This window comes from Nocardioides sp. F233, assembly GCF_057813895.1.
Genome location: NZ_JBVASH010000005.1, coordinates 14,302 through 39,331, shown reverse-complemented (window position 1 = coordinate 39,331; position 25,030 = coordinate 14,302). Strand labels below are relative to the sequence as shown.

The 25,030-nt window shown below is 70.1% G+C and carries 25 protein-coding genes and 1 tRNA gene; 11 read left to right on the top strand and 15 right to left on the bottom strand.

Annotated elements, in window-relative coordinates:
- Positions 1–16: 16 nt before the first annotated feature.
- From fabG to ACZYRU_RS19175, 3 genes are all read left to right on the top strand, one after another.
- The gene (gene fabG, locus ACZYRU_RS19185) at positions 17–787 is read left to right on the top strand and encodes a 3-oxoacyl-ACP reductase FabG (RefSeq protein ID WP_488958698.1); all 771 of its coding nucleotides are present in this window, start codon (positions 17–19) and stop codon (positions 785–787) included.
- Positions 788–885: 98 nt separating this feature from the next.
- Positions 886–1,677, top strand: coding sequence for a GntR family transcriptional regulator (locus ACZYRU_RS19180; protein ID WP_488958697.1), 792 nt, complete (start codon positions 886–888; stop codon positions 1,675–1,677).
- 48 nt (positions 1,678–1,725) lie between these two features.
- Positions 1,726–1,947, top strand: coding sequence for a hypothetical protein (locus ACZYRU_RS19175; protein ID WP_488958696.1), 222 nt, complete (start codon positions 1,726–1,728; stop codon positions 1,945–1,947).
- Positions 1,948–2,148: 201 nt separating this feature from the next.
- Here ACZYRU_RS19175 and ACZYRU_RS19170 read toward each other — a convergent pair whose 3' ends face one another.
- The 9 genes from ACZYRU_RS19170 to ACZYRU_RS19130 form a co-directional block, all read right to left on the bottom strand.
- Positions 2,149–2,991 carry a DUF6461 domain-containing protein gene (locus ACZYRU_RS19170; protein ID WP_488958695.1) on the bottom strand — a complete coding sequence of 281 codons (843 nt, stop codon included), beginning with the start codon at positions 2,989–2,991 and terminating at the stop codon, positions 2,149–2,151.
- Positions 2,992–3,321: 330 nt separating this feature from the next.
- Positions 3,322–3,654, bottom strand: a complete 333-nt coding sequence (locus ACZYRU_RS19165; protein WP_488958694.1) for a hypothetical protein — start codon at positions 3,652–3,654, stop codon at positions 3,322–3,324.
- Entirely contained in the window at positions 3,651–4,772 is a 1,122-nt protein-coding gene (locus ACZYRU_RS19160; protein ID WP_488958693.1) for a WXG100 family type VII secretion target, read from the bottom strand. Before ACZYRU_RS19160 ends, ACZYRU_RS19165 begins: the two co-directional genes overlap by 4 nt.
- A 92-nt stretch (positions 4,773–4,864) precedes the next feature.
- Positions 4,865–5,269, bottom strand: a complete 405-nt coding sequence (locus ACZYRU_RS19155) for a winged helix-turn-helix domain-containing protein (protein WP_488958692.1) — start codon at positions 5,267–5,269, stop codon at positions 4,865–4,867.
- A gap of 278 nt (positions 5,270–5,547) precedes the next feature.
- Complete coding sequence (locus ACZYRU_RS19150) at positions 5,548–8,808, bottom strand: VaFE repeat-containing surface-anchored protein (RefSeq protein WP_488958691.1); 3,261 nt, start codon at positions 8,806–8,808, stop codon at positions 5,548–5,550.
- A 447-nt stretch (positions 8,809–9,255) separates the two neighbouring features.
- Positions 9,256–9,708, bottom strand: coding sequence for a hypothetical protein (locus tag ACZYRU_RS19145; protein ID WP_488958690.1), 453 nt, complete (start codon positions 9,706–9,708; stop codon positions 9,256–9,258).
- A 434-nt stretch (positions 9,709–10,142) separates the two neighbouring features.
- On the bottom strand, positions 10,143–10,325 hold the full coding sequence (locus tag ACZYRU_RS19140; protein WP_488958689.1) for a hypothetical protein: 183 nt from the start codon (positions 10,323–10,325) through the stop codon (positions 10,143–10,145).
- 68 nt (positions 10,326–10,393) lie between these two features.
- Positions 10,394–10,747, bottom strand: a complete 354-nt coding sequence (locus tag ACZYRU_RS19135) for a hypothetical protein (protein WP_488958688.1) — start codon at positions 10,745–10,747, stop codon at positions 10,394–10,396.
- A 9-nt stretch (positions 10,748–10,756) separates the two neighbouring features.
- On the bottom strand, positions 10,757–11,047 hold the full coding sequence (locus ACZYRU_RS19130) for a hypothetical protein (RefSeq protein ID WP_488958687.1): 291 nt from the start codon (positions 11,045–11,047) through the stop codon (positions 10,757–10,759).
- A gap of 550 nt (positions 11,048–11,597) precedes the next feature.
- Between ACZYRU_RS19130 and ACZYRU_RS19125 the strand changes: the two genes are divergently transcribed.
- Positions 11,598–11,993: a hypothetical protein gene (locus ACZYRU_RS19125; protein ID WP_488958686.1), complete on the top strand. Its 396-nt coding sequence runs from the start codon at positions 11,598–11,600 to the stop codon at positions 11,991–11,993.
- 512 nt (positions 11,994–12,505) lie between these two features.
- Here the strand turns inward: ACZYRU_RS19125 and ppnP are convergent.
- Entirely contained in the window at positions 12,506–12,787 is a 282-nt protein-coding gene (ppnP, locus tag ACZYRU_RS19120; RefSeq protein ID WP_488958685.1) for a pyrimidine/purine nucleoside phosphorylase, read from the bottom strand.
- A 138-nt stretch (positions 12,788–12,925) separates the two neighbouring features.
- Between ppnP and ACZYRU_RS19115 the strand changes: the two genes are divergently transcribed.
- The 6 genes from ACZYRU_RS19115 to ACZYRU_RS19090 all read left to right on the top strand — a co-directional run bounded on the left by ACZYRU_RS19115 (position 12,926) and on the right by ACZYRU_RS19090 (position 20,172).
- Positions 12,926–14,422 carry a helix-turn-helix domain-containing protein gene (locus tag ACZYRU_RS19115; protein WP_488958684.1) on the top strand — a complete coding sequence of 499 codons (1,497 nt, stop codon included), beginning with the start codon at positions 12,926–12,928 and terminating at the stop codon, positions 14,420–14,422.
- Between the two features lie 151 nt (positions 14,423–14,573).
- A complete protein-coding gene (locus ACZYRU_RS19110) occupies positions 14,574–16,124 on the top strand; it encodes an ABC transporter substrate-binding protein (protein ID WP_488958683.1) in 1,551 nt (516 codons plus the stop codon).
- A complete protein-coding gene (locus ACZYRU_RS19105) occupies positions 16,121–17,128 on the top strand; it encodes an ABC transporter permease (protein ID WP_488958682.1) in 1,008 nt (335 codons plus the stop codon). Before ACZYRU_RS19110 ends, ACZYRU_RS19105 begins: the two co-directional genes overlap by 4 nt.
- On the top strand, positions 17,125–17,991 hold the full coding sequence (locus ACZYRU_RS19100) for an ABC transporter permease (RefSeq protein ID WP_488958681.1): 867 nt from the start codon (positions 17,125–17,127) through the stop codon (positions 17,989–17,991). Before ACZYRU_RS19105 ends, ACZYRU_RS19100 begins: the two co-directional genes overlap by 4 nt.
- A 13-nt stretch (positions 17,992–18,004) precedes the next feature.
- A complete protein-coding gene (locus ACZYRU_RS19095; protein ID WP_488958680.1) occupies positions 18,005–19,666 on the top strand; it encodes an ATP-binding cassette domain-containing protein in 1,662 nt (553 codons plus the stop codon).
- 311 nt (positions 19,667–19,977) lie between these two features.
- Entirely contained in the window at positions 19,978–20,172 is a 195-nt protein-coding gene (locus ACZYRU_RS19090; RefSeq protein WP_488958679.1) for a hypothetical protein, read from the top strand.
- Between the two features lie 56 nt (positions 20,173–20,228).
- On the opposite strand, the gene ACZYRU_RS19085 is transcribed toward ACZYRU_RS19090, so the two are convergent.
- Both ACZYRU_RS19085 and ACZYRU_RS19080 read right to left on the bottom strand, forming a co-directional pair.
- A tRNA-Thr gene (locus tag ACZYRU_RS19085) sits at positions 20,229–20,301 on the bottom strand.
- Positions 20,302–20,381: 80 nt separating this feature from the next.
- Positions 20,382–20,567, bottom strand: a complete 186-nt coding sequence (locus ACZYRU_RS19080; protein WP_488958678.1) for a hypothetical protein — start codon at positions 20,565–20,567, stop codon at positions 20,382–20,384.
- Positions 20,568–20,677: 110 nt separating this feature from the next.
- Here ACZYRU_RS19080 and ACZYRU_RS19075 point away from each other — a divergent pair, with 110 nt between their 5' ends.
- Entirely contained in the window at positions 20,678–21,595 is a 918-nt protein-coding gene (locus ACZYRU_RS19075; RefSeq protein WP_488958677.1) for a LysR family transcriptional regulator, read from the top strand.
- A gap of 9 nt (positions 21,596–21,604) precedes the next feature.
- Here ACZYRU_RS19075 and ACZYRU_RS19070 read toward each other — a convergent pair whose 3' ends face one another.
- Genes ACZYRU_RS19070 through tmk form a run of 3 tightly spaced genes read right to left on the bottom strand, consistent with a single transcriptional unit; the run spans position 21,605 to position 25,011 of the window.
- A complete protein-coding gene (locus tag ACZYRU_RS19070) occupies positions 21,605–23,164 on the bottom strand; it encodes an alpha/beta hydrolase (RefSeq protein WP_488958676.1) in 1,560 nt (519 codons plus the stop codon).
- 27 nt (positions 23,165–23,191) lie between these two features.
- Positions 23,192–24,343, bottom strand: coding sequence for a DNA polymerase III subunit delta' (locus tag ACZYRU_RS19065; RefSeq protein WP_488958675.1), 1,152 nt, complete (start codon positions 24,341–24,343; stop codon positions 23,192–23,194).
- Positions 24,340–25,011, bottom strand: a complete 672-nt coding sequence (gene tmk, locus ACZYRU_RS19060) for a dTMP kinase (RefSeq protein WP_488958674.1) — start codon at positions 25,009–25,011, stop codon at positions 24,340–24,342. The genes ACZYRU_RS19065 and tmk overlap by 4 nt, the downstream gene beginning before the upstream one ends.
- Between the last annotated feature and the right edge of the window lie 19 nt (positions 25,012–25,030).

Sequence of the window (25,030 nt, the reverse complement as noted above, 5' to 3'; positions counted from 1 at the left end):
TTGGATCGGAGACCCCATGTTCACCTCACTCGCCGGATGCTCGGTCGTCGTCACCGGTGGCAGCAAGGGCATCGGCCGCGGCATCGCCACCGTCTTCGCCCGGGCCGGCGCTCGCGTCCTGGTCACCGGGCGTGACGAGGAGTCGCTGGCGGCCGCGTGCGCGGCGATCGGCGGCGAGACGTCGTACGTCATCGCCGACGTGAGCCGGCGCGAGGACTGCGACCGGATGGCCGCCACCGCGGTCGAGCGCCACGGCGGCATCGACGTCCTGTGCGCCAACGCGGGTGTCTTCCCCGCCGCCCGCCTCGACGCGATGACCGCCGACGACCTCAACGGGGTGATGGCGACCAACCTCAACGGCACGGTGTTCGCGGTCCAGGCGTGCCTGGAGGCCCTGACGGCGAGCGGCCGCGGCCGCGTCGTGGTGACCTCCTCGATCACCGGTCCGCACACCGGCTACCCCGGCTGGTCGCACTACGGAGCCAGCAAGGCGGCACAGCTCGGCTTCGTGCGCACTGCCGCTCTCGAGCTCGCGCCCCGCGCCATCACGATCAACGCCGTGCTCCCGGGCAACATCGCCACCGAAGGTCTCGACGGGCTCGGGGAGGACTACCTGGCAGCGATGGCGGCCAGCGTGCCGCAGAAGCGGCTCGGCGGCGTCGCCGACATCGGCAACGCCGCGCTCTTCTTCGCGACCGAGGAGGCGTCGTACATCACCGGTCAGACGCTGATCGTCGACGGTGGCCAGGTGTTGCCCGAGTCGCTGCAGGCACTCGCGGAGATCTGAGGGCTGCCGCGGCGGCTCTGGGGTAGGTTGCAAGCATCTGGTCAGACCATTCGGCGGATCGGGCCGACCGAAGAGGACCGGAAGGAAGGAGCGGCGCCATGGCCACGGAGCACGCCGTCGCAGAGACCCTCCGCCGCCGGATGCTGACCGACATCGGCGCCGGCACCCTGCCCCCCGGCGCCCGGCTGGGCAGCGAGCGCGAGCTGTCCGAGCACTACGGCGTCAGCCGCGCCACGCTGCGCCAGGTGCTCGCCGCGCTCGAGGAGGCCGGCCTGGTCCGGCGGGTGGCCGGCCGCGGCGGCGGGACGTTCATCAACCACGCCAAGGTCGAGCACGACCTGACCAAGGTGGTCGGCGTGCCCGCCTACCTCGCCCGCCAGGGCTACTCCGCCGGCACCCGCGTCGTCGCCACGCGGATGGGCGTCGCCGACGCACCCACCCGCCGCGCGCTCCAGCTCGCCGAGGGGGACCTCGTCGTCGACGTACGCCGCCTGCGGCTCGCCGACGGCACGCCCTTCTCCCTCGACCACGCCCGGCTCCCCGCCGACCGCTTCCCCGGCCTGCTCGAGCAGCCGCTCGGCGGCTCGATCTACGAGCTGATCGAGCACGACTACGGCGTCTCCATCGCCGACGCCGAGGAGGTCGTCGAGGTGGTCCACGCGACCGACGAAGAGGCAGCCCTGCTCGCTGTCGCCGTGGGTGACCCGCTGGTCTCGATCACCCGCACGACGTACGACACCGCGGGGACGCCGTTCGAGTTCTCCCACGACCTGTTCCGCTCGGACCGAGTCCGGATCACGCTCCGCACCCCCGGCCGCGGACTGCGCGGCGTACCGGGTGGGGACGGGCCGCACTTCGCGACCATCTCGTCGGTCCCGGCGACCGGCTGACCGACCGGTCCGTCGGCCGATGGCGCCCCCGCCGGGACCTGACAACAGTTGTCGTTGCTGATCGCCGGCCCTGATGCCATCCATGGCTGGAGCAGCAAGGAGCCCATCGGCGCCGACGGCACGCTCACCATCCAGTCGGTGAGCAACACCAACGCCCGTGAGGTCGTCGTGGTCGGCGACTGGCGCAGCAACGACGCCAACGGCCTGAGCAAGTTCACCTTCGGCATCGACGGCGAGCGGGTCTCGTCGATGACCATTCGAGAGGGCTGACTGCTCTGCTGACAGGGCCAGGCGCGCGCCGACCTGGCACTGTCGGCACGCCGTCCGAGACGGGACGCGGGAGCACGTCCTCGGGCCTTCCCCGCCGTGCCCGCTGGGCACACGGTCGACGCGACGGTTCGAGGCACACCATCTCGGGTTCACGAAGACTCCACCCGGCCGATCTGAACCACCTGTGGCCGGCTGCGGGGGTCACTCCCCCAGCGAGTCGGCGTACACCTGTGCGGGTCCGTGGAAGTACTGCGCCTGGCTGACGTCTGCCACGTCTGCCGGTGTGAGGGTGAGCCCCGTGACCACCTCGGCCATCGCCAACGACACAGCCGTGGGATCTGCCCCGTCATAGCTGTCGGTGTCAGCCTCGAGATCGACCCATGCCAGATCGAACAGAGCCCGCAGCTCCTGAGGGACCACCGCGGGGTCGTCGATGAAGGTGTACTCGTCGTCGTCGAAGAGCAACTCGCCGTCGCGAGCCGCGCCGAACCGGTCGTGGGCCTGGACGTTGCCGCGCAGCACGGCGGCAGCCCGGCCGTCTGCCGACAACTCGCGCAGCGTGCCCAGCGCCGGGTCGCCGTAGCCGGTCGGCTCCACTGCCAGCACGCCGCCGGCGATGTCGATCAGCGCCCATCCGGTCGTGTCGAGGTCGTCGGACCAGATGTCGTCCTCGCCCACTGGCTGAGCCAGGTCGACGTGCAGCACCTGCGCCACCTCGTCCCGCGTTGCCCCAGCCACGACCAGCACGGTGAACGACTCCTCGTCCGGCAGTGCATCCGCCACCGTGCGGTAGTACGCGACCCTGTCGCCGTTGCCGCCACCAGCACTGCCGTCGCCGATGGATTGGCCGTCGGAGCCGCCCGAGTCGGCGGGGGCAACAGCCTCGTCGGCGTTCACGGGGTCGCTCTGTGGACCTGCCATGGTGGGTTCCTCCCCTGCTGTTGATGAGCTGCCTCGCCCGTCGAAGATGCCTGTCGTCAGCGATGTGGCGACTGCGGCAATGACGACCGCCACGACGGCGGCGATCGAGTCCCGCTTCGACACGTGTGCTCCTGGTGTTGCTGGTGTGCTCGAGCTTCGGCTGCTGGCCGCCCCTCCTGGGACAGGTCGCAGCGCTCAGCTGATGTCGGACAGATGAGGAATCCGGTGTTCGTCCGGATCGTGTACGTCTCGCTCTCACTGCGGTACGTCAGTTCGGTGCTGGCAGGCCGCCCTTCGTCGAGCAGCCCGCCAGCGCTACGGCCAGAGCAGTGGACACCGCAACAGCGAGACCACCCCGAGCGCAGGCAAGCGCCGTTGCAGCCCGCCCGAGGCTGTGTCGACATCGCCGCGGCCGGACTGTGGCCGCCGGCGTGCCTGCGCCTGCCCGTGCTCTCATCGGTAGCCATCCCGCAGCTCCGCGGCGAGCGCGACCATCCCCCGGCCGAACTCGGGATGACGGCGCAGCTCGCTCTCCTCGGCCTCGCCGCGCTGGACGCGGTCCCAGAGCGCGTGGAACCCCGGGTCGTTGCTGCGGCGCACGGCCTCGAGGACCGGGTCGCGCTGGGCACCAGCGCCGGCCAGCCTCGGAAGGGTGCGGATCTCGTCGTCGACCTGGGCCTGGATCTCGCCGATGTGCTGGCGCGCGTAGCGCAGCAGCTGGTCGGGGTCACGCGGCACCGGCGGCAGGTCGAAGCCGGTCCCGCTGACGGGCATCTGGCCGGTCATGCTGCCGGTCCGTTCACGTCGGGTGCCGCGAACACCGGCACGTCCGCCCTGGGCGTCTTGAGACCGGGGTAGTTCCACCACTGGCCCAGGGTCAGCGGGAAGGCCGAAACCAGCGCGAACAGCAGGTCGATGCACAAGATGACCAGGTCGACCATCTTCGAGATGAGGTTGATCCACTTCAGGAGCTCTTTGGAACCACGCGCGAGCGATTCCAGGACGTCCATCGGGTTGAACTTGCAGAACTCGATGACGACGCCCACGATCTTGTCCAGGAGACTGCACATCGCATCCGTGACGAACCGCATGCCCACAGCGAACCCGTTCAAGCCGTTCGAGGTCTTCGCCAGGTTCTTCACGTGGTCGGCCACGGCCTCGTCGAAGGTGGACAGCGACGACATCGCCGAGTCCGCAGCCAGGCCCCTCCAATGGGATTGCATCTGCATCGCGCTGGCGGCTGACTCGTCCTGGAGCCGCTGGTGGAACTCCTCGAGCGACGTGAGCGCCTGGGAGACCTCGCCGACTGCCTCCCACTGGCCGGTCAGCATCGTCCGCAGGTCCTCGGTGGGCTTGGGCAGCTCGTAGTAGAACGGCGTCTGGGTAAGGAAGTCGAAGACCCACAGGCAGCTCACGACGTGGCTGACGTTGTTCGTGATGTCGTGCCACATGTCCAGGCCCTCGAAGAAGTCGCCCGGCGGTGCCAGCGTCGCGGTCAGGTCAGCGGCGGTGAGGCCGGCGTTCTCGCCGTTGGCGTCGAACCCCCAGTCGGGTGCACCGTCTTCGTTCGTGGGCACGGCGATCTTCTGGAGCAGCGCGTCGAACTCCGCACGCTTGGCCCGGTCGACGTTGTCGTAGTCGGTGGCGGTGTCCCTCAACGCGGCGTCCATCGCCGTGACATAGGCCGGCAGCGGCGCGCCGTCGGCGTAGGCCGCCAAGAGGTCGGTGCGCGCCCGCTCGATCTCGTACTTGATGGACTCGATGATGTTGCCGCCATCGGGGACGACCAGGCGACGCTGGGCGTAGGACAGTGCGCTCGGGTAGGCGGCTGCCATGGCTGCGTAGTCTGCGGCGGCACTGCGCAATGCCCCGGTGGCCACCTCGAATCCGGCAGCGTCAGCCAATGGGGGCTCCTCGGGATGGGTTGGCGTGGGTCGTGGCCGTGCGGTGTCTACCCCGCCGGCGCGGCGCCCACACCGGCGGGCCCGGCACGGGCTCAGGAGCCCGTTTCGAACCTGAGGCCCTGCCCGCGGATGGTGGTGATCAGGCGGGGCGCAGCAGGGTCGTCGCCGAGCTTGCGGCGCACCCAGCCCAGGTGGACGTCGATGGTCTTTGAGGAGGCCAGTGTGGGCCAGGTCGTGTTCCACACCTCGCGCATCAGCTGAGGGCGGCTCACGATGGTGCCGGCGTTGGCGATCAGGCAGTGCAGGAGCCTGAACTCCATCCGGCTGAGGCGGATCTCGAGGCCGTCTCGCCACACGCGCATGGCCAACGGGTCGACGCGGACACCGTGCTCCTCGATCACCGCAGGCTGGTGCCGCGGATTCTTGCGGCGGGCGGTCGAGGTACCGGGCTCGTCCTGGGGATCAGGGTGGTGACGGTCGAGATGGGGTTCGGTCATCTGCTCGCTCCTGCGGGGAGTAGCTGGTCGTCGATGGATCGGGCGGGCAGCCGGCTGGGTGCCCCGGAACGCTCCGGCGGCGGCGGGAGCACCGCCGCCGCCGGAGTCTGTGTGTGTCGACGGTGCCGTCAGGCGCCGGTTGTCGAGGTTGGCGGTTGTCGAGGTTGAAGGTGTCGCCTGGAGCTGGAGACCGACACGGCCCGGGGATTGGAAGGTGTCCAGGCCACGCCGGTCGGTCTGCTCGGTCTGCTCAGCCCGTAGGCATCGGTTGGTCGGGCTCAGCCGATCGGAACCGCGGTCACGACGACGTTCTGGCGGTAGTGGAATCCGCCTCCCGGCGTGGTGACCTTGCCCGCGCAGCTGATCAGCACGAGCTTGTGCTCACCGGTGGTCGAGAAGAACCGCTCGGGCAGCTTCTGCGTGCGCGAGAACCTCTCGACGCCGGTGACCCGGTACTTGAGCTTCTTTCCGTTCTGCCAGAGCGTGACGACCTTGCCCTTGCGGATCTTGGTCAGCTTCCAGAACGCACCCGGACGATCGTGCCGGTCCGAGACGTGACCCGCGATGACCGTCGTGCCGATCAGGTCACCGGCCGCAGCGGACTGGGTGAGCTGGCCGGTGCGGGCCACGTTGCCGGGCACCTGCATCGTGCCCCGCTTGATGCCGACGAGCGAGCTGCGCGCGTTGACACCGATCGAGGGGATGGAGACCTTCTGCACGGTACGGCGGGCCGCACCGTCCCAGCCGTCGTTGCTGAACCCCGTGCTGACCACGGGAACCGCGTACTGGTCCTTGCGGACCACCGTGGTCTCCGAGACCAGGCCGCAGGCGTGCGTGGCGGCCGTGTTGTGGCTGTCAGCCGTGGTCGAGGCGACCCAGCTGTAGTAGCCGGTGCGGTTCACCTCCACCTTGGGCGTCTCGACGGTGCCGTTGGCCGGCGTGAAGGCCACCGTGGCCACGGCATGGGCCGGCGTGCAGGTGATCTTGCTGCGCGAGGCGAACGGACCGTACAGCGTCGCGGAGCCAGTGGCACCGTGGCCGGGGACGAAGCCGGTGATCGTGACCTCGTCGGACACCTGGGCACCCGGCTCGACCTCGGCGTGGGAGGTCTCGGTGGTCAGGTCGACCTTCGACTTCTCCCCCGCCCCAACCTGGGACTTGATGACCTTGGTGGTCTCCTCGGCCATGCCACAGGGATGGCTGGCAGCCTGGTTGCGGTCGTCCGCGGTCAGGGTGACCTGCCAGGTGTAGATGCCCGCCTCGGTCACCGTGATGCTCGGCGTGGCGATCGTCCCGTTGGCCGGGGTGAGGCTGACCGTGCCCACGGCGTTGGCCGGCGTGCACACCTCGTCGTTCACCGAGGTCAGCGGCCCGTACAGGGTCGCGGTGCCCGTGCTGGCCGGAGTGGCACCAGCGACGAACCCGGTGATGGTCACCGTGTCGTGCAGGGCAACGCTGGCACCGTCCATGGTCACCGTGGCCGCGCTGGCCTGGGTGTTCACGGCCGGGACGCTCTTGTCCACCGACACGGTCTGTGCGGCGTCGTCGATGTCCTTGTGGGACGCGACGACCGGCTCCTGAGCGGTCACCGTGAGCTCCTCGAAGGCCACCAGCTTCTGGCCTGCGTAGCCCGCCGGCACCGCGAACTCCACCTCGACCGTGCCGTTGGCGGTGTCGGGAGTGAAGGTCTTCGAGCCCGTGATGCCCGTGGCCGTGCCATCAGACTTGCGGCGAAGCTCGCCGGTCACGGTGTACTCGGTGCCGGGGACCAAGTTCTGGTAGGCCACCGTGTCGACGAGGGTTCCGCCGCCGGCGGGGATGACGTGGTCACCGTCGGCCTTGTCGGTCAGCGTGGTGCCGATGACCGGCGCCTTGCCCACCGTGACCGTCTGCGCGGTGTCGTTGATGTCCTCGTGCCTCGCGATGGCGGTGTTGCTGCCGGCGTAGGTGACCTTCTCGAAGGCCACCAACGACTCACCCGCGTAGCCGGCCGGGACCGTGAACTCGACGTCGACAGTCCCGTTGCCGGTGCCGCTCGTCGTGAACGTCTTCGTCGCGGTGATGCCGGTCGCCGTGCCGTCGGACTTGCGGTACAGCTCACCGGTGACGGTGTGCTGAATGCCCGGCGCCAGGTTCTGGTAGGCGACCGTGTCGACGACCGTGCCACCGCCAACAGGGATGGTGTGGTCGCCGTCAGCCTTGTCGACCAGTGTGGTGCCGATCGAGGGCTTCGTGATGGTCACGGTCTGCGCGGCGTCGTTGATGTCCTCGTGCGACGCGACGACGGTGCCGCTGCTGGTGACGGTGAGCTTCTCGAACGCGACCAGCTCCTGGCCGGCGAGGCTGAGGGGCACGGTGAAGGACACGTTGACCGTGCCGTTGGGCTGGGTCGGGGTGAAGGTCTTCGAGCCCGTGATGCCCGTGGCCGAGCCGTCCGACTTCTTCATCAGCTCGCCGGTCACCGTGTACTGGGTGCCCGGGGTCAGGTTCTGGTACGACACGGTGTCGACGAGGTCTGACAGGTACCAGTCGACGGTGTGGGTACCGCCCATCTTCCCGACCAGGGTGGTGGCGATCGACGGGGTCGGAGCCGCAGTCCAGGTCACCGATGCCGAGCCGGTGGTGGTGGCGGTGCTGCCCGCGACCAGGATCAGCGTCTGCTTGTGGCTGGCCTCGGTCGGCGTACCGCCGACGGTCGTCGGCACCGAGATGATCTTCCCGGTACCGCCGGCGCCCTGGGCGGTGACCGTGACCGTGGCCGAACCAGCGGTCGTGGCGTTGCGCAGGTCGAGGTAGACCTGCTGACCGTCGACCACCGACGCGGCGTTGACCGGGTTGCCCGACGCGTCTGTGACAGCGACACCCGGGACGACGGTGAGGCTGGCGCTCGGCTGGTTGGTGTGCACCGTGAACGGCCCGACCAGCGTGCCGGCCTGCTGGGCGCCGGCGGGTGCCGTGACGGACGCCGTGACTGATGGGACGTCTCCGGGCGACATGGTCGCGCCGCCGTTGACGCTGTTGACGAGGTACTCGTACGCGGCCTGCGAGTTGGGCGACGCCCAGGGCCACGCTGCGTCGAACCCCAGGTCGGTGTAGCGCCAGATGGCGTACTGCGTGGCTTCGATCGCGTCGTTCGGCGAGATGCTCGCCACGCCCGCGGCTGCCGCCAGGTCCACCAGGCTGACCGCCGGGTAGCTGTGCGCCAGGACCCACAGCACCTTGCCGGAAATCGTCGGGTCGGTCTCGAAGTAGTTGCTGCCCAGGAAGTCCGAGGCACTGCCCACGACACCGCCGGTGTTCGCCTTCAGGCTGACGTCGTGCTCGATGCAGTAGGCGTAGTACGACGGCGTGCCCGGGTTGCTCGTGTCCGCCGGCGGCGGCGAGTAGACCGGGACCAAGTGGGTGCCGCTGTAGCCCACCGGGCTCCCGAGCCAGACCGGGTCACCAGCCGCCGGCTCGGTTGCTGCTGATGCTGACGTCGCCAGCGACGGCATCAGCACGGCAGCAAGCGCGAGCGCGGTGCCGACCACCGTGCTCATCACCCACGCCCGCCACGCCCGGCGGCTCCCATTCGACTTGCTCAATGACCTGTCCCCTCTGTCTCGGCGGGGCACCCGGCTTGACGGGCACTACCCACGGTCGTTCGCCATCGATCCGCGCAGCCGGCCCGGGCCCCACCCGGGACGCCAGCACTGCGACACAGCCCTGTGCGACAGGGCTGGCTGATGTAGGGATCTTGTGACGATGGGAACGACCCACGGAGCCGATGGCGCTGGCCTCTCGCCCAAAAGACACCCGTTCGGGGGTCAACTCGAGCAGAGCGATGCGCTCACGCCACGGGCCCGTGGTGACGGTTCCCTTGCCTGGTAGACAGACCCGGGGACCTGCCATGACGCGACGTGCGGAAGAAGTTCAGAACGCTCACGGACGAGGGGCTGAGCCGGGCCAGTGAGCCGACAGCCAGAGCAACCTGGGCAGCACGGCCATCAGGCGAGGTCACCGGCGCTGCTCAGCTCATCAGCCTTGGTGAGGGGCGCGACGTCGAACGACACCGCAGCCGCCGAGAACTCAGCCTCCCACTCGCGGCGCTCGCGCACGGCCACCTCCATCGCAGCCGCCTGCGTGGCGAACGGCCCGATGTAGCGGGTTTCGACGGCGCTGCGGGCAATGACCAGATGCGGCCCCTGGCCCTGCGCCCGGTCGTCGTCCTCCAACAGGCGCACGAGGCGCTGCTCGAGAGCGATCCAGCGCTGCTCAGCACTCGTGGGGAACGGCACCACGTTGTCGTGGACGTCTGGGGAGGGGCATGGGACCTCCCGCAGATCCTGGCTGCCGCCGGCGCCAACGAGGGCCCCGCCATCCCCCGCGGCAGCACTGCGGTCCGTGCAACGCTGGATCGCCATCGGCGTGTGGTTCGGGGCTGTGACTGCGGGGTTCATGACTCCTCCTGATCGGGTTGCACGGCGCCCGGGCAGGGACATGGGCACTGGGCCCGGGCCATGACACGGGAGGTTCGGACACCCGCAGTTCCCCTCCCCCTGGAAAGGTCCCGCGGGTGTCCGATGGAAGCCAGCGCACCAGTGCCAGCTTCCGTGCTCCCCCAGTGGGGGGACATCTGAGCGCAACGCTCATGACGCGGTCGGCCGAAGAAAGTTCCTCGGGATTCGTGACGGAACCGCATCATCGGGCGCCAAGCTGGATGTCCCCCTTCACGGAGAAGGCACCAACCGGGCGGCGGGCACCCTCTCGCTGGCCGGCCGACTCCGAACCGAGATGTGCTGGCGCAGAAGCCCGGACACCACCTGCGCCAGCACCGTGCGGACTGCGCTGCGGCTGCCCGGGCGGTCTCGCCGACAGAAGGCGACGACCGGAGTCAGGCTGGGGACGAGTCCAGCCCAGCCTCGGCTTCCGCACTGTTTGCGCTGGTCTTGTCTGCGTCGAGGTGCCTCTCGACATCCCAGCCACGGACCATCATCCACTTGTAGCGCGCGATCCCGAACACCGCGAGCACCGTGACCAGCATCCACAGGGCTGATCCAGCCATCCACATCGTCACGAACAGAGGACGCAGCCGGGCACGGATCCTGACGCGCTCGACCGGACTGGTTTCAGTCCATCGGGGCTTCAGGGATGCCGCGTGGTGGTGGAGCACTCGCTGGGGTCCGGCGTGGGGAACTTCGTTGGGTCCTCGCCCAGCGCAGCCGCCTCGCTGGGATCCAGCACCATCACGCAGCTGATGTCCTTCACGGCGCCGCCTTCCCTGTTCCGGGCGTCCTCGTCGGAGGACTGGCTGCCCTGCGCTGGCGACGTCTGGTGCTCAGCGGGCGAGCTGGGGCCGCTGTGCTCGCCGGGACTGCCGGCGATGCTCCAGGAGACTGCGACCACGCTGCTGAGCAGGAACACCGCGACGCTGGCGATCAGCGCACCTGGCGTCTCTCGCCGGCCGGACAGGCTGTCGGGCCGGTGCTTGTCGGGCACCTGGCGATCCTAGGCAGCCGCAGATGGCGCAACCAGCGGCAGCAGCCGCACCGAGACCTGCTCCTCCTCGGGAAGCAGGTGGTTGCCTGCCATCTCGTCCTCGGCTGCGCAGGCCGCGGCCAGGGCGTTCGGGAACGGCCCCAAGTACTCCGTCACCCAACCGCTGTGGACCATCAAGGCGTACGGCTGCTCCAACTGGGCAACAAGACCCTGGGCCCAGCGCTCGACGACGACATCGAGCTTGCGGCCGGATTCACCGGGCTGATCGTCGTCCCAGGCTGCATCACGTGGTGGCATCACGATCGGTAGACACCCGGCGCGGCGCTTGATGATGCGGTCTGCTCGGGTCGCTCCATTGCCCAGTCCCGGCTCAGCGCGAAGCGAGCACGGGCCAGCCCAACCAGCACAGTCAGCACGATGACCGCCCAGAGGGCGATCGCGAGGATCCACATCACGCCAAGAAGACGGGGCCCGAGGTGTGATCTGACGCGGCTTGCGCAACTGATGCCACGAGCCGGCCCAGAGCAAGCCAGAGCCGCACGGCCAGAGTGGGCGCCGCCGGCGGTGGGTGCGAAGGGGTGCACCACCGCCGGCGGCCGAGGGGAGGGACAGCGTGGATGAGACGCGGGGCGCCCACCAGAGGGATCCGCGGGCGGGAGATGACACCCGAACAGACGTAGCCGAGTCAGTCGCTGTGGCTGCTCTCGCTGCCGGCCGACAGGACGGCGGCCGAGGAAGAGCCGGGTGCGGGCAGAACGGCGCCAGCAACGGGATGACGCGTGTGACCGGGGGTCACGATCAGAAGTCCCGCGACCGCGTCAGGAACACGGTCCTGTGCCGTCTACCGGTCATGCAGTCGCAGCACCTGGAGTCGCAGTCCAGCACCGAGGTCCACGACGCTGTCCTGATGTGGCGCTGGGCGCATCCTGCGCTCGCTGCGACCGCCAGGCTGTCCGTGCACACCCCGTCGACCCAGCTTCGCCGGTTGATGGAGGCTCCTCGTCTCGTTGAGGACGCAGTGCTGGCGCATGCGCTGGGTGGCGCGCCCGCGCGAACCGTGACGGTGCTGTCGAGCCCGAGCCTCAGCCAGAACCGCCGCCACGCGCTGCTGAAGGTGCACGCCGCGGTGAGGACCCAACTCCAGAAGGGCTGCCCGGCACCCGAACTCGCCGAGACAGCCCTGCGCCGTGTCGCAGCTTGGGCTGCGCAGGCCTGGATGGACGACTCGGCCCGATGGCCGCAGTAGACACTGCGTCAGGTGCGTCGCCCGGTGAATCGCACGCGCGGGGTGGTCATTGCCGTGGCCTTGCTGCGAACGCTCCCGAACCCGATGCTCGTCAACCCAGACCTGCCGGCGGGTCCTTCCCCTGACCCTCGCGGACGAGCGTCCGCGAGGGTCTTCTGCGCCCATCACCTTCCTGACATGCAGTCAGGCTCGATCGGGCTGAAGTGACTCCGGCCCCTGACCGCGCTCGTGCTGGTCAGGGTCCGGTCTCCTGAGCCACCGCTGCCGTGAGAACACGGTTCCGACCCCGATCCGATCAGGATCGACCAGAACCGGTGGTTGTCGCGTGACCATCGCGGGGATGGTTGCCGCCGTTCGCTCGGCCGGCACACCGACCCACGTCGCGGAGCCTGCTGCGCCGACGGGCTGCGAGTCCTGAGCCTTCACGAGGATTCCCGGGACAAGCCCGACCTCGACAGGGGTCCGCTGGTGCCCCTGGGGGCACCAGCAGACCTGAGCGACGGACAGCCGACTCACGTGTACGGGCACACGTACGAGCTCGGCTCCAGGACCCGAACGGTGAACGACTCACCGCCCTCGATCTGGAAGGACTCGCCGATCTCGAAGGGCACGTACTCGTCGGTCCCGGGGAGGCGGGCCTCCCACGAGCCGCGAGTGAGGATCATCCACTCGCGCGTGGGCGCCTCGAAGGTCCACTCGCCGGGCTCCATCACGCCCGAGGTGAACTTGCCCTGCGAGTTCTCGAACTCGAGGCTCCTCACCTGGCCGTCGTAGTACTCGTTCAGCTTGATCATGAAGGGAACCTCCTGGCAGACACCGTTGCTTGCGCAACGGACGCTAGGCATCCGGCCCACCCCAGACAATCGCCATCGTGGACAATCTGGGAGCAATCCATCTCCCCAGCGTCCATCTTTCGTCGCTAAGGTCCTTCCATGGAGCAGGAGAACCGACACCTGACGGTCGCCGACATCGTGGCCCTGGACGCCTTGGGCCTCGCGGTCTGCGCCGGCGCCGCCGCCTTGGCCAACGTGGTCGAGGTCGCGCACGTGTCCGAGGCCCGCAACGCGCCGGACTGGCTCGAGGGTGGCGAGTTCCTCATCACCTCGGGCGCGCTGCTCGCCGATGCCGACTGGAACGACTACGTGGCCGTGGCTGCGGAGCGGGGAGCGGCAGCCCTCGCTCTGGGCATCGGCGCCAGCGCGGCATACGACGCCGTCCCGTCCGGTCTGGTGCAGGCCGGACAGCATTTCGGCATCCCGGTGCTCGCCATTCCCGAGGCAACCCCGTTCATCGCCGTCACCAAGGCCATCTTCGATGCGCGCGCCGAGATCGACCGGCACGTCGCCGAGCTGAGCGCTGAGCTGCAGCGGGAGCTCACCCGCGTCGCGGCCCGTGGCCGCGGCCTCGGCGGGCTGATCCACGCCTGGCGACAGTTCACCGGCGAGGAGGTGGTCCTGATGGACCGCCGGGCCCGCGTCCTCTCCTCGACGCTGGAGGTGCCGGCCGAGGCTGCAACCCTCATCAGCGACCTCGCGGTCACGTTGCCGCCACTCACGACCGACCTGGCGCCGGTAGACACTCCGCTGGGGCGTGCGCACGTCGTACCGATCGGCGCGACCCGCCACGCCGGCTACCTCGCCCGCCTGCACCCGTCCCTGCACTCCGCGGACGTCGCGCTGCCGACGTTGACGTCCTTGCTGGCCCTGGAGTTCGAGCGACGCTGGCTGCTCGACGAACCCCAGCGCCGGGCACGCGCCAACCACCTGGCACGCCTGCTCGCCGCCGAGGACGACGTCCGGGGCAGTGGCCAGCTCAAGGCACTGGGCGTCACGACCGACGAGGTCCGGGCGATCGCGATCGAGGCGTCGACGGAGGATCAGGCCGAGGAGATCCTCGCCGATCTCGCGATCGCCCTGGACACCGGGTTGGTACGACGCAAGGAACGCCTGGTCGAGGCCGTCGCGTCGAGCGACCCACGCGGCACCATCGCTGCATTCGGCCTGGCCGTCCCGATCGGGATCGGACAGTCGGTCAGCCCCGGCCTCGCGGCGCGGTCATTGCGGCAGGCACACTCGGCGCTCGCCACGAGCCGCCGGACCGGCGCGCTCGTGGAGTACGTCGACGGGGCCAGCCATGAGTTCCTCCTCGCCGTGGCCGACCCGACGTACCTGGCATCGTTCGCGGACGCCGTCCTGTCTCCCCTGGAGGAGGCCGACAGCACGGGTGCGCTCGTCGACACGCTGCACGCGTGGCTGGCCGAACAGCGCTCGATCGCCGACTGCGCGACCCGGATGGGCGTGCACCGCCACACCGTACGCAACCGCATCCAGCGCGCGACCCAGTTGCTCGGCCGCAGCCTCGGCGACGTCGAGACCCAGACCGAGCTCTGGCTCGCCCTCAAGGCGCGCGGCACCCGTGACCTGACGTGATGTCCACCGCGGCCAAGCAGCAAATAGAGATTCGCCCCGGGGGCGAGGGTCTGACCGGGCGTGCCCGCGTAGTTTCGGCGGCATCGGGCGCCGCGGGAGCGACGGCCACCAGGACCCCATCCGATGCTCGGGCCACCTCCAGGAGGACACCATGACCATGTCGGAGATCAACCTCAGCAGGCGCCGGCTCCTCACCAACGGCGCGCTCGCCGGAGGCGCCGTCGTCCTCGGCGCCGGGGCGCTCAATGCCTGCAGCGACTCGGGGAGTTCCACCAGCTCGGCGAGCCGGACGCTGCGGGTCGGCGTGCTGGGCGGCGGCAATGCCGAGACGCTGAACTTCAACAGCGCGCTCAGTGAGACCGACGTGGCTCGCACGGCCCAGATCTTCGAGGGACTGACCACCTTCGACCCCTCGGGCAAGGTCGTCAACCGCCTGGCCGAGTCGCTCGAGCCCGACGCCGCCGGCCAGGTCTGGACGATCCGGGTCAGGGAAGCGACGTTCCACGACGGACGGCCGCTGAGCGCCGACGACGTGCTCTACAGCGTGCAGTACATGGCCGACCCGAAGAACAAGGCCGACGCCGCGGCCGCGCTGTCCCAGGTCGACGTCGCGCGTTGCAAGAAGGTCGACGACCGCACCGTGCAGGTCGTGCTGTCCCGGCCCAACTTCTTGTTCCCCACCCTGCTCGGCGAGCGCTCGGTCGCGATCATGCCGATGGGAACGAAGAGCTTCGACAGGCCCATCGGGACCGGACCGTTCAAGTTCGACAGCTTCAAGCCCGGCGACCGCAGCCGCTTCCTGCGCTACGACGACTACTACGGCGGGGCACCGAAGGTGGAGGAGCTCGAGATCGTCTCCATCGACGACGCCGCAGCGCGGCTCAACGCCCTGCGCTCGGGGACCGTCGACGTCATCGCCGAGGTCTCGCCCGAGTTGGTCAACGGCGCGGAGTCCGGCAGCGTCAAGCTGATCCAGACCACCTCCGGCTCGTTCTCGACGATGTACATGCGGATGTCCAAGGCTCCCTTCACCGACGTCCGGGTGCGCCAGGCGATGCGCCTGCTCGCGGACCGCGAGCAGATGATCGACAACGCGCTGTTCGGTGCCGGCAGCCTCGGCAACGACCTCTCCAGCCCGTTCGACCCGTACTACGCCTCGGACCTGCCGCAGCGCTCCTACGACCCCGACCAGGCACGTTCGCTGCTCAAGGCCGCCGGCGCCGAGGGTCTCACCGTCGAGCTGCACACCTCCGACGCGGGCCTGGCCATGCTCCAGTCCTCGACCCTCTACGCCGCGCAGGCGGCCGAGGCCGGCGTGACGGTGAAGCTGAAGAAGTGGCCGACCAGCGAGTACTGGAGCCGGGCCTGGCTCAAGGAGCCGTTCGCCTGCAGCCACTGGGGCGGCCGGCCCCTGATCAGCCACCTCCAGCTCAGCGCCCTGCCCGGCGCCAGCTACAACGAGACCGACTGGGACTCCCCCGACTTCAACAAGCTCGTCGACACCGCCATGGCGAGCGCCGACGAGGGCGTACGACGAGACGCGCTGGTCGACGCACAGACCATGCTGCACGAGGAGGGTGGCTACGTCATCTGGGGATTCGCGAAGAACGTCGACGCGCTCAGCCCACGAGTCCAGGGCATCACCCCCAGCGCGATCCGCCCGCTGGGCAACTACGACTTCCGGGAGGCCTCGCTCTCATGAGCACCGCCGTCGCGCCCGTCGCACCTGTCCGGCGGCCGCGGATCGCACTCCCTGGGACGGTGGGCTTCGTGCTCACCCGCCTGGGGGTGGGCGTACTGACGCTGTGGGTCGTCTCGCTCCTGATCTTCTTCGGGATCGAGGCTCTGCCCGGCGACGCCGCGACGGCCTCCCTCGGCTCCTCTGCCACGCCGGAGCTCCTCGACCAGTACCGGGCCGACTTCGGCCTCGACCGACCGGCCATCGAGCGGTACGGCGACTGGCTGGGCGGGCTGCTGCACGGCGACCTCGGCCGTTCCTTCCCCTCGGGTACGCCGGTGTCGGACCTCATTGCGGGCCGGATCGGCTACACCGCGACGCTGGCCGGGATCACCCTGCTGGTGCTGGTCCCGGTCGGCATCGTGCTCGGCGTGTGGTCGGGCACCCGCGAGGCGAGCGCGACCGACCGCACCGTGTCGGCCGTGACCCTCGTCCTCGCCGCGATCCCCGAGTTCGTGCTGGCGGCGATCGTGCTGCTGGTCTTCGCCGTGTGGTGGCCGGTGTTCCCCTCGGTCTCGATCATCGACACGCTGCGCCCCCTGGGCCAACAGCTCTCCGTGATGGTCCTTCCCGCGCTGACCCTCGTGTTCGCCGGGGCCGCCCAGACCTCACGGATGGTGCGGGCGTGCATGATCGACGTGCTCCGTCAGCCCTACATCGCCATGGCCCGCCTCAAGGGCGTCTCGGAGCGTCGCGTGCTGTGGCAGCACGCCCTGCCGAACGCACTCGGTCCCACACTCCAGATCGTCGCTCTCAACGTCGGCTGGCTGTTCGGCGGCGTCGTGGTCGTCGAGGCAGTGTTCGAGTTCCCCGGCGTCGGGCGCGCCCTCACGCAGGCCGTGACGACCCAGGACGTCGCAACCGTGCAGTCGCTCGCGCTGCTGATCACCGCGGTCTTCCTCGTGGCCAGCATCGTCGCCGACATCGCTGCAGCGTTCCTCAACCCGAAGATCCGGAGGAAGCTGTGAGCGCCCCCCACCACGCCGCACGACGTCGCACGATTCGAGTGCCCCGCGGCCTGCGCACGGTCGAGGGAGCGATCGGCGCCATGATCGTGCTCCTCGTCGCGGGGCTCACCGTCATCGGGCCTGCGCTCGCGCCTCACCCTGACCAGCAGGTCGTCGGCGCCCCGCTCCAGGGCCCGTCCTCCCAGGCGGTCCTCGGCACCGACATCCTCGGCCGCGACGTACTGAGCCGGGTCCTGTCCGGCGGGCTGTCGCTCCTCTTCGTGGCCCTCACCGCGACTGCACTGGCGTACCTGGTCGGCGCGACCTGGGGCATGCTCGTCGCGCTGCGCTCGCGCTTCCTCGACACACTCAGCATCGGCATCGTGGACGTCGTCCTGTCCCTTCCTCCACTGATCGTGGCCCTCGTCCTGCTTGCCGGCGCCGGATCCGGGACTGCCGTGATCGCCGTCGCCCTCGCAGCCGTCCAGGTGCCCCGCGTCTTCCGGATCGTGCGGGCCTCCAGCCGTGAGGTCGTCGCCCAGGACTATGTCGAGGCCGCATTCGCCCGCGGCGACTCCTCATGGCAGGTCCTGCGCCGCGATGTCCTCCCCAACGTGCTCACCCCGCTGCTGGCCGACTTCGGCGTCCGGATCACGAGCTCCGTGATCCTCGTCGCCTCGCTGAGCTTCCTCGGCCTCGGCGCGGCTCCGCCGGAGGCGGACTGGGGCCTGATGATCAACGAGAACCGGACCGGGATCCTCGTCCAGCCTTGGGGCGTGATGGCGCCCGCACTGCTCGTCGCCGCCCTCTCGGTCGGCGTCAACCTCCTCACCGACGGCATCTCCCGCGCCCTCGGTACCACCGCCCAGACCCGCGACGCCTGATCCCGGAGCCACCGTGACCACCACTCCAGTCCTCGAGGTCCGCGACCTGACTGTGCGCACGCCCGCCGGCCGGGTCATCGTCGACGGCGTCGACCTCCAGCTCAACGCGAGCGAGGTGCTCGCGGTCGTCGGCGAGTCCGGCTCGGGCAAGACAACCACCGCCCTCGCCCTCCTCGGCTACTTCCGCGACGGCGCGCAGCTGGTCCGCGGAGAGGTCCGGGTCGGCCACGTCGAGATCCTGGCGGTGCCGGAGAAGCAACGTCGTCGTCTGCGCGGACGCTCGATCGCCTACGTCCCGCAGGACCCCACCACCAGCCTCAACCCGGCCCATCGGATCGGACGGCTGCTCGGCGAGGCGCTCGACTTCGTCGGCGACGACAGCACCGAGCGACGCCTCGAGCTGCTCGAGCTGGTCCACCTGCCCGCGACCCCGGCCCTGCTCAAGCGCTACCCGTTCGAGCTCTCCGGCGGGCAACAGCAGCGTCTCGCCATCGCGATCGCCCTCGCGGCACGGCCGCAGGTCGTCGTCCTCGACGAACCGACGACCGGCCTCGACGTCACCACCCAGCAGCACATCGTCGAGCTCGTCCGAGAGCTCGCCGACACCGGCCAGGCCGCCTTCGTCTACATCAGCCACGACCTTGCAGTCGTGAGCGAGGTCGCCGATCGGGTCGCGGTCATGCACACCGGTCGAGTCGTCGACGCGGGCGCGACGACCTCCGTGCTCCGCACGCCCGACCATCCCTACAGCCGGCTGCTGGTGGCGACCGCCCCAGATGCTCGTGGCGTGAGCGTCGTCGTCGATGAGGACGGCCACCGCCCGCGCGGCGGCGACTTCGACTCCGACCGGTGGACCCGTCTCTCCGTCGTGCCGGTCCCGCCGTCCCCCGAGCCCGGTCCCGGCGCCGACGACGTGCTCCGCGTCGAGGAGCTCGTCGTGACCTATGGACGCGGGCACGGCGCACGTACCGTGCTCCGCGGCGTGGACCTCACGGTCAAGGCCGGCGAGTGCGTCGGTCTTGTCGGCGAGAGCGGCAGCGGCAAGAGCACCCTCGGCCGCACGGTCGCGGGCCTCGTGGCACCTGCCGGAGGGCGGATCCTGCTCGACGGAACGCCGTTGGGTCCCGATGCCCGTCGCCGATCCGTTGAGCAGCTCCGAGCCCTGCAGCTGATCTACCAGAACCCCGACCGCTCGCTGAACCCCCGTGAGAACGTCGCCGAGGCGATCAGCCGCACGCTCCTCTCCTTCGAGCGCGGCCTCAGCACTGCGCAACGGACCGCCCGCGTCCGCGAGGTCGCCGAGCGCGTCGAGCTCCCCCTGGGCCTGCTGGACCGGATGCCCCGCGAGCTCTCCGGCGGCGAGAAGCAGCGCGTCGCCATCGGCCGTGCTCTCGTCGCGCGCCCGCGCGTCCTGATCTGCGACGAGGTCACGTCCGCACTCGACGTCTCCACCCAGGCCGCGATCATCCAGCTCCTCCGCGACCTCACCGCGGACGGCCTCTCCCTGCTCTACATCACCCACGACCTCGGCGCCGTGCGCTCGCTTGCCCACCGGATCGCCGTACTCAACGGGGGCGAGATCTGCGAGTCGGGACCGACGGAGGATGTCCTCGACCGCCCGAGCCACACCTATACTCGCGAGCTCATCGCCTGCACCCCCCTCTTGCAGCCGTGATATCAGGGCCGACGTCGAGGATGCCTTGACGCGTGAACAGCGAGCGCCTCGCCCTGGCGCGGCCCGCGGGCGGCCCACTCGTTGCTTCCCCCTCCCAGCTCGGCCAGCCGGAGCTTCTGCGCCTTCCCCGTGGGGGTGGTGAGGAGGTCCTCGACCTCGTTCGGCGAGAACCTCTCACCCCCGCTCCGGATCAGCTCGTTCTTCCGACCGGTCAGGACGATCGCACCGTCGGTGAGCACGCGCCCGAGGTCCCCGTCCAGACCCACCCGTCCCGGAAGGTCTCCGCGGGTCGGTCCCAGTAGCCCACCGCGTTGGTCGGGCCGCGCGAGATAGGCGTCACGGGCATCTGCGGCTCCGGCGCCTACATCACCTACGCCGCCCAGACCGACCAGGTGCCCATCGTCGACGCCGCCACCGGCGAGATCCTGCGCGAGCTCACCATCGATCCAGCCAAGGACTACCAGGGCACGGGACGACCACCCGGACCCACGCCGAAAAAGCACTGAGCCCGAACCCACATCCGTGGGTCCGGGCTATGCCGATGTCCTGAGACATCACACTGAGCCGCCTGTCGGAATCGAACCGACGACCTAATCATTACGAGTGATTCGCTCTACCGACTGAGCTAAGGCGGCGCCGCCACCAGTCGTGACCGGTGACCGCGGAAGCATACCGAGCAGGGTCATCCGGGAGCGAATCCGGCCCCGGGGTCGGTTCAGGCAGCAGCAGCCGGTACGACGCCCGGGCGGGTGGCGTTGACGCCGGTGACCATCGTCTGCGGGGCGTCGCACCAGCAGGTGAAGCTGACGACGATGCCGTGCTCGGTCGTCTCCATGCCGGTGATCTGGCTGGGGAAGATGAGCTCCCGGCGGTGGCAGGTGGTGCAGGTGTGGGCGAACATGGCGAACCTCCTTCGGGGCGTTTCCTCCATGGTGGGCCGGCGGCGATCCAAGGGGTAGCCTCGCTTTCCAGAGCAATCCCTAGGGATCACCTATGGATGGAGGGTGAGACGTGCTGTCGCTGCACCAACTGACCTGCTTCCTCGCGACCTACGAGCACCGCTCGCTGACCCGGGCGGCCGAGGAGCTCGGGTACGCGCAGCCGTCGGTGTCGGAGCAGGTGCGGGGACTGGAGAAGTCGCTCGGGGTGCAGCTGTTCCGGCGAGTGGGGCGGGGCGTCGTACCGACGACGGCCGCGGACACCTTCCGGCCGCACGCGGAGAAGGTCCTGGCTGCGGCCGACGACGCGCAGCGGGCGGTGGCGAGCATCCGGTCGCTGGAGACCGGGACGATCCGGTTCGGGATGTTCGGGACCTCGCGGCTCTACGTCAGCGCCGACCTGGTCGCCGACGTGCTGGAGCGGCATCCCGGCGTGCGGGTGGAGCTGATCGGCCAGAACTCCAACGACGTGCACGAGCAGCTGCACCGCGGCCGCCTGGAGGCGGCGATGATCGCGATGTCCGCGGTGACCAACGAGGGCATGGACATCCGGCCGATCGCGCGCGACGAGCTCGTCTACATCTCCGCCGACCCGTCGCGGCTGACCGCACCGGTGACCGCGAAGAGGCTGGCCGAGGCGCCGCTGGTGCTCTCGGAGACGACGTGGCGCGACGCCGACTCGGCGCGGACCATCCTGAGGCGGATGGTGAACGAGGCCGGCTACAACCCGAGCACCCGGATCGAGGTGGAGGACGTCGAGACGGCCGTCGAGCTGGTCGGCCGCGGGCTGGCGGACTCGGTGGTCAACAAGGGCGTCGCGATCCAGCTGCTCCCGCGGCTCGCGCCGAACGCCGGCTGGGTGTCGTTGCGCCCGCGCCTCTACGACACCATGGCGATCGTGCACCGGGCGGGCGCGACGCTGTCGCCGGCCGCTCAGCTGATGATCGAGCTGGCCACCCAGCGGATCCAGGCGCTCATCGAGCCCCTCTGAGCAGCAGGCTCAGCAGCTCAGCCCGTCCTTCGGCACGGTGCCGTCGATCAGGTAGGCGTGGACGGCGTCGTCGACGCAGCTGTTGCCCTTGTTGTACGCCGTGTGCCCGTCACCGTCGCGGCTGACCAGGACGCCGGACTGCAGCTGCTCGGCCATCGCCACCGCCTCGGCGTACGGCGTCGCGGGGTCGCGCGTCGTACCGAGCACCACGATCGGGGCGGCGCCGGAGCCGTCGATCTTCAGGTCGGGCTCGTCGGTGGAGGTGAACGGGATGCCGTTGCAGGCGGTCAGGCCCCAGGCGAAGACGTCGCCGAACGTGGGCGAGGCCTTCTCGAAGTCGGGGAAGTTCGCGGGCACCTCGTCGGTGGTGATCGACCACGGGTCGTCGAGGCAGTTGATCACCGAGATCGCCTCGAGGCTGTTGTCCTTGTACGTGCCGTTCTCGCGGGAGCCGTAGAAGTCGGCGAGCTGCAGCAGGGTCGAGCCGTCGCCGCCGAGCGCCTCCTTGAGGCCGTCGTCGAGGTAGGGCCAGTTGTCCTCGCTGTAGAGCGGCAGGATCAGGCCGTAGAAGGCGAGCCCGACGGTCAGGTCGCGGCCCTCGGCGTCGCTGGTCTTCAGCGGCGTCTTGTCGATGCCGTCGAGCAGGTCCTTGATCGTCTTCAGACCGGCGTCGACGGAGTCGCCGAGGAAGCAGCCGCCGTCGTCGACGCAGTTCTGGATGTAGGAGCGCAGCGCGGTCTCGAAGCCCTTGGCCTGGCTCAGCGCGCCGTCGCGCGGCGACAGGGACGGGTCGACGGCGCCGTCGAGCACCATCCGGCCGACCTTGTCGGGGAACAGCTCGGCGTACGTCGCACCGAGCCGGGTGCCGTAGGAGAAGCCGAAGTAGTCGAGCTGGTCCTCACCGAGCGCCGCGCGCAGGACGTCCATGTCGCGGGCCGCCTCGACCGTGCTGACGTGGCCGCCGACGGCGCCCGAGCGGGCCTTGCAGCCGGACCAGAACTCCTCGGAGTTCTCCTTCGCGGTCTCGACCTCGTCGGGGGTGTCCGGGTCGGGGTCGGCGGCGACGTACGCGTCGAGCGCGTCGTCGCTCAGGCAGTCGACGGGCGCCGAGTCGCCGGTGCCGCGGGGGTCGAACCCGACGATGTCGTACGACGACCGCAGCTTGTCGGCGAAGTAGAAGTCGGCGTCCTTGGCGGTGTCGGTGCCGGGGGCGCCGGGACCGCCCGGGTTGACGACGAGCGAGCCGATCCGGGTGCCGGTGGCGCGGGTGCGCTCGACGGCGAGCTTGATCGAGCCGTCGCCGGGCTTCTGGTAGTCGATCGGGACGTCGAGGGTGCCGCACTCGTCCTGGTCGCAGCGGGTCCAGGTGATCAACTGGTCGTAGAAGTCCTCGAGGGTGCGCCCGTCCGGTCCCTCGGGGCTCGCGGCGTCGGAGCCCTCGGTGTCGCCCTTCGCGGCCGAGTCGTCGGAGTCGTCGCCCTTGAGCAGGACGATGCCGACACCGACCGCGCCGGCGAGCACCAGCGCCCACACGGTGACGACCGCGACGATCAGGGTCCGCTTGCTCACAACACAGCTCCTCGGTCTCGGGTCAGGTCACCGCTGCGGTGCCTGCAGTGCCACCATCATCGACTCCAGGGCCAAGGCCACCGGCACGTTGAACTCGAGCATCTGCTCGCGGGCGGCGAAGATCCACCCGATCCGGCGCAGGTTGAGCTCGGGCGTGGAGCTGGCCACGATGCTCTGGACCTGGTCGCGGATCTCCTCGTTGACCAGTGCGCCCGGAGCGCCGCTCGCGACCGCGATCGCGTCGCGGTAGACCGACATCAGGTCGGTCAGGCCGCGGTCGACCACGTCGAGGTGACGCCGCTTGGCGCGGGTGCGCTGGCCCTTCTCGAGGGCGGCGAGCGCGGGTCCGTACTCCCGCGGGCGGCGGCCGCGCTCGACGACGCCGTACGCCGCGTCGAGGTCGACCTTCTCCCGCGCGTCGAGCTCGGCGGTGATCGCGTCGGCCTCGTCCTTCGCCGTCGACGCGAGCCGGGTGGCGGCGTCCATGCAGCGCCCGAGGTCGGTCAGCCGGGCCGGCATCGACACGACCTCCTGGCGGCGGGTGCGCACCGCCTCGTCGAAGGCCAGCGCGCGGGCTCGGCCGATGTGGCCCTGGCTGGCCCGGGCGGCGTACGACGCCAGCGGCTCCGCGACGCCCCGGGCGACCAGGAAGCCGGCGACCTCCTCGGCCGTCGGCGTCGAGAGCGTCACGAGCCGGCAACGCGACCGGATGGTCGGCAGCACGTCCTCGACGGTGGGCGCGCAGAGCATCCAGAGGGTGCGGCCGTTGGGCTCCTCGATCGCCTTGAGCAGCGCGTTGCAGGCCTGCTCGGTGAGCCGGTCGGCGTCCTCGACGATCAGGATCTGCCAGCGGTCGCCCATCGGGCTCAGCGAGGCGCGGCGGACCAGGTCACGGACCTCGTCGACGCCGATGGACAGCTTTGCGGTGCGGATCACGGACACGTCGGCGTGGGAGCCGGCGAGCACGGTGTGGCAGTCGTGGCACCCGTCGGGGCAGTCGGGACCGCGCCCGCCCTGCCGGCACTGCAGGGCCGCGGCGAACGCGATCGCCGCATTGGACCGGCCCGACCCGGGCGGTCCGGTGAACAGCCAGGCGTGGGTCATCCCCTGACCGGCGACGGCCTTCTCCAGCGCCGTGATGACGTGGCGCTGCCCGACCAGGGTGTCCCAGACCGTCACGACCCGCTCCTGGCGGCCTGCACGAGCAGCGGCTCGATGCGCTCCCAGATCTGCGCGGCGATCTCCTCGATCGGCGCGCGGGCGTCGAGGACGGCGTAGTGCTCGGGGTTGCGCGCGGCGAGGTCGAGGAAGGACTGCCGCACGCGCTGGTGGAACTCCAGGCCCTCTCCCTCGATCCGGTCGCGGCCCTCGAAGCGCGCCAGGCCCGCCGCGGGCTCCAGGTCGAGCACGACGCTCAGGTGGGGGCGCAGGTCGCCGGTCGCCCAGCGCGAGACGTCCTCGAGCTCGTCGCGGTCCAGCGCCCGGCCGGCGCCCTGGTAGGCGAGGGTCGAGTCGACGTAGCGGTCGGTGATGACGACCTCGCCGCGGGCCAGCGCGGGGCGCACGAGCGTCTCGACGTGCTCGGACTTGTCGGCCAGGTAGAGCAGGAACTCGGTCTTGTGGGCCAGCTCGCCGGTCTCGGGCGACAGCACGATCCGGCGCATCTCCTTGCCGACCGGGGTGTCGCCCGGCTCGTGGGTCAGGCGTACGGCATACCCCGCCGCCACCAGCCGGTCGTGGAGCAACCGCGACTGGGTCGACTTGCCGCCGCCCTCGCCGCCCTCGAAGCAGACGAAGACGCCGGTGTCGGCGTACTGGCCGGGCCAGTCCTGGGTCGAGGTCGTCACGGGAGCAACCTAGACGACC

Excerpts from the sequence above, each read along its gene's own strand:
- fabG (WP_488958698.1), top strand. The coding sequence starts at position 17 with ATGTTCACCTCACTCGCCGGATGCTCGGTCGTCGTCACCGGTGGCAGC.
- ACZYRU_RS19180 (WP_488958697.1), top strand. The coding sequence starts at position 886 with ATGGCCACGGAGCACGCCGTCGCAGAGACCCTCCGCCGCCGGATGCTG.
- ACZYRU_RS19165 (WP_488958694.1), bottom strand. The coding sequence starts at position 3,654 with ATGACCGGCCAGATGCCCGTCAGCGGGACCGGCTTCGACCTGCCGCCG.
- ACZYRU_RS19155 (WP_488958692.1), bottom strand. The coding sequence starts at position 5,269 with ATGACCGAACCCCATCTCGACCGTCACCACCCTGATCCCCAGGACGAG.
- ACZYRU_RS19150 (WP_488958691.1), bottom strand. The coding sequence starts at position 8,808 with ATGAGCACGGTGGTCGGCACCGCGCTCGCGCTTGCTGCCGTGCTGATG.
- ACZYRU_RS19145 (WP_488958690.1), bottom strand. The coding sequence starts at position 9,708 with ATGAACCCCGCAGTCACAGCCCCGAACCACACGCCGATGGCGATCCAG.
- ACZYRU_RS19125 (WP_488958686.1), top strand. The coding sequence starts at position 11,598 with ATGCAGTCGCAGCACCTGGAGTCGCAGTCCAGCACCGAGGTCCACGAC.
- ppnP (WP_488958685.1), bottom strand. The coding sequence starts at position 12,787 with ATGATCAAGCTGAACGAGTACTACGACGGCCAGGTGAGGAGCCTCGAG.
- ACZYRU_RS19115 (WP_488958684.1), top strand. The coding sequence starts at position 12,926 with ATGGAGCAGGAGAACCGACACCTGACGGTCGCCGACATCGTGGCCCTG.
- ACZYRU_RS19110 (WP_488958683.1), top strand. The coding sequence starts at position 14,574 with ATGACCATGTCGGAGATCAACCTCAGCAGGCGCCGGCTCCTCACCAAC.
- ACZYRU_RS19105 (WP_488958682.1), top strand. The coding sequence starts at position 16,121 with ATGAGCACCGCCGTCGCGCCCGTCGCACCTGTCCGGCGGCCGCGGATC.
- ACZYRU_RS19080 (WP_488958678.1), bottom strand. The coding sequence starts at position 20,567 with ATGTTCGCCCACACCTGCACCACCTGCCACCGCCGGGAGCTCATCTTC.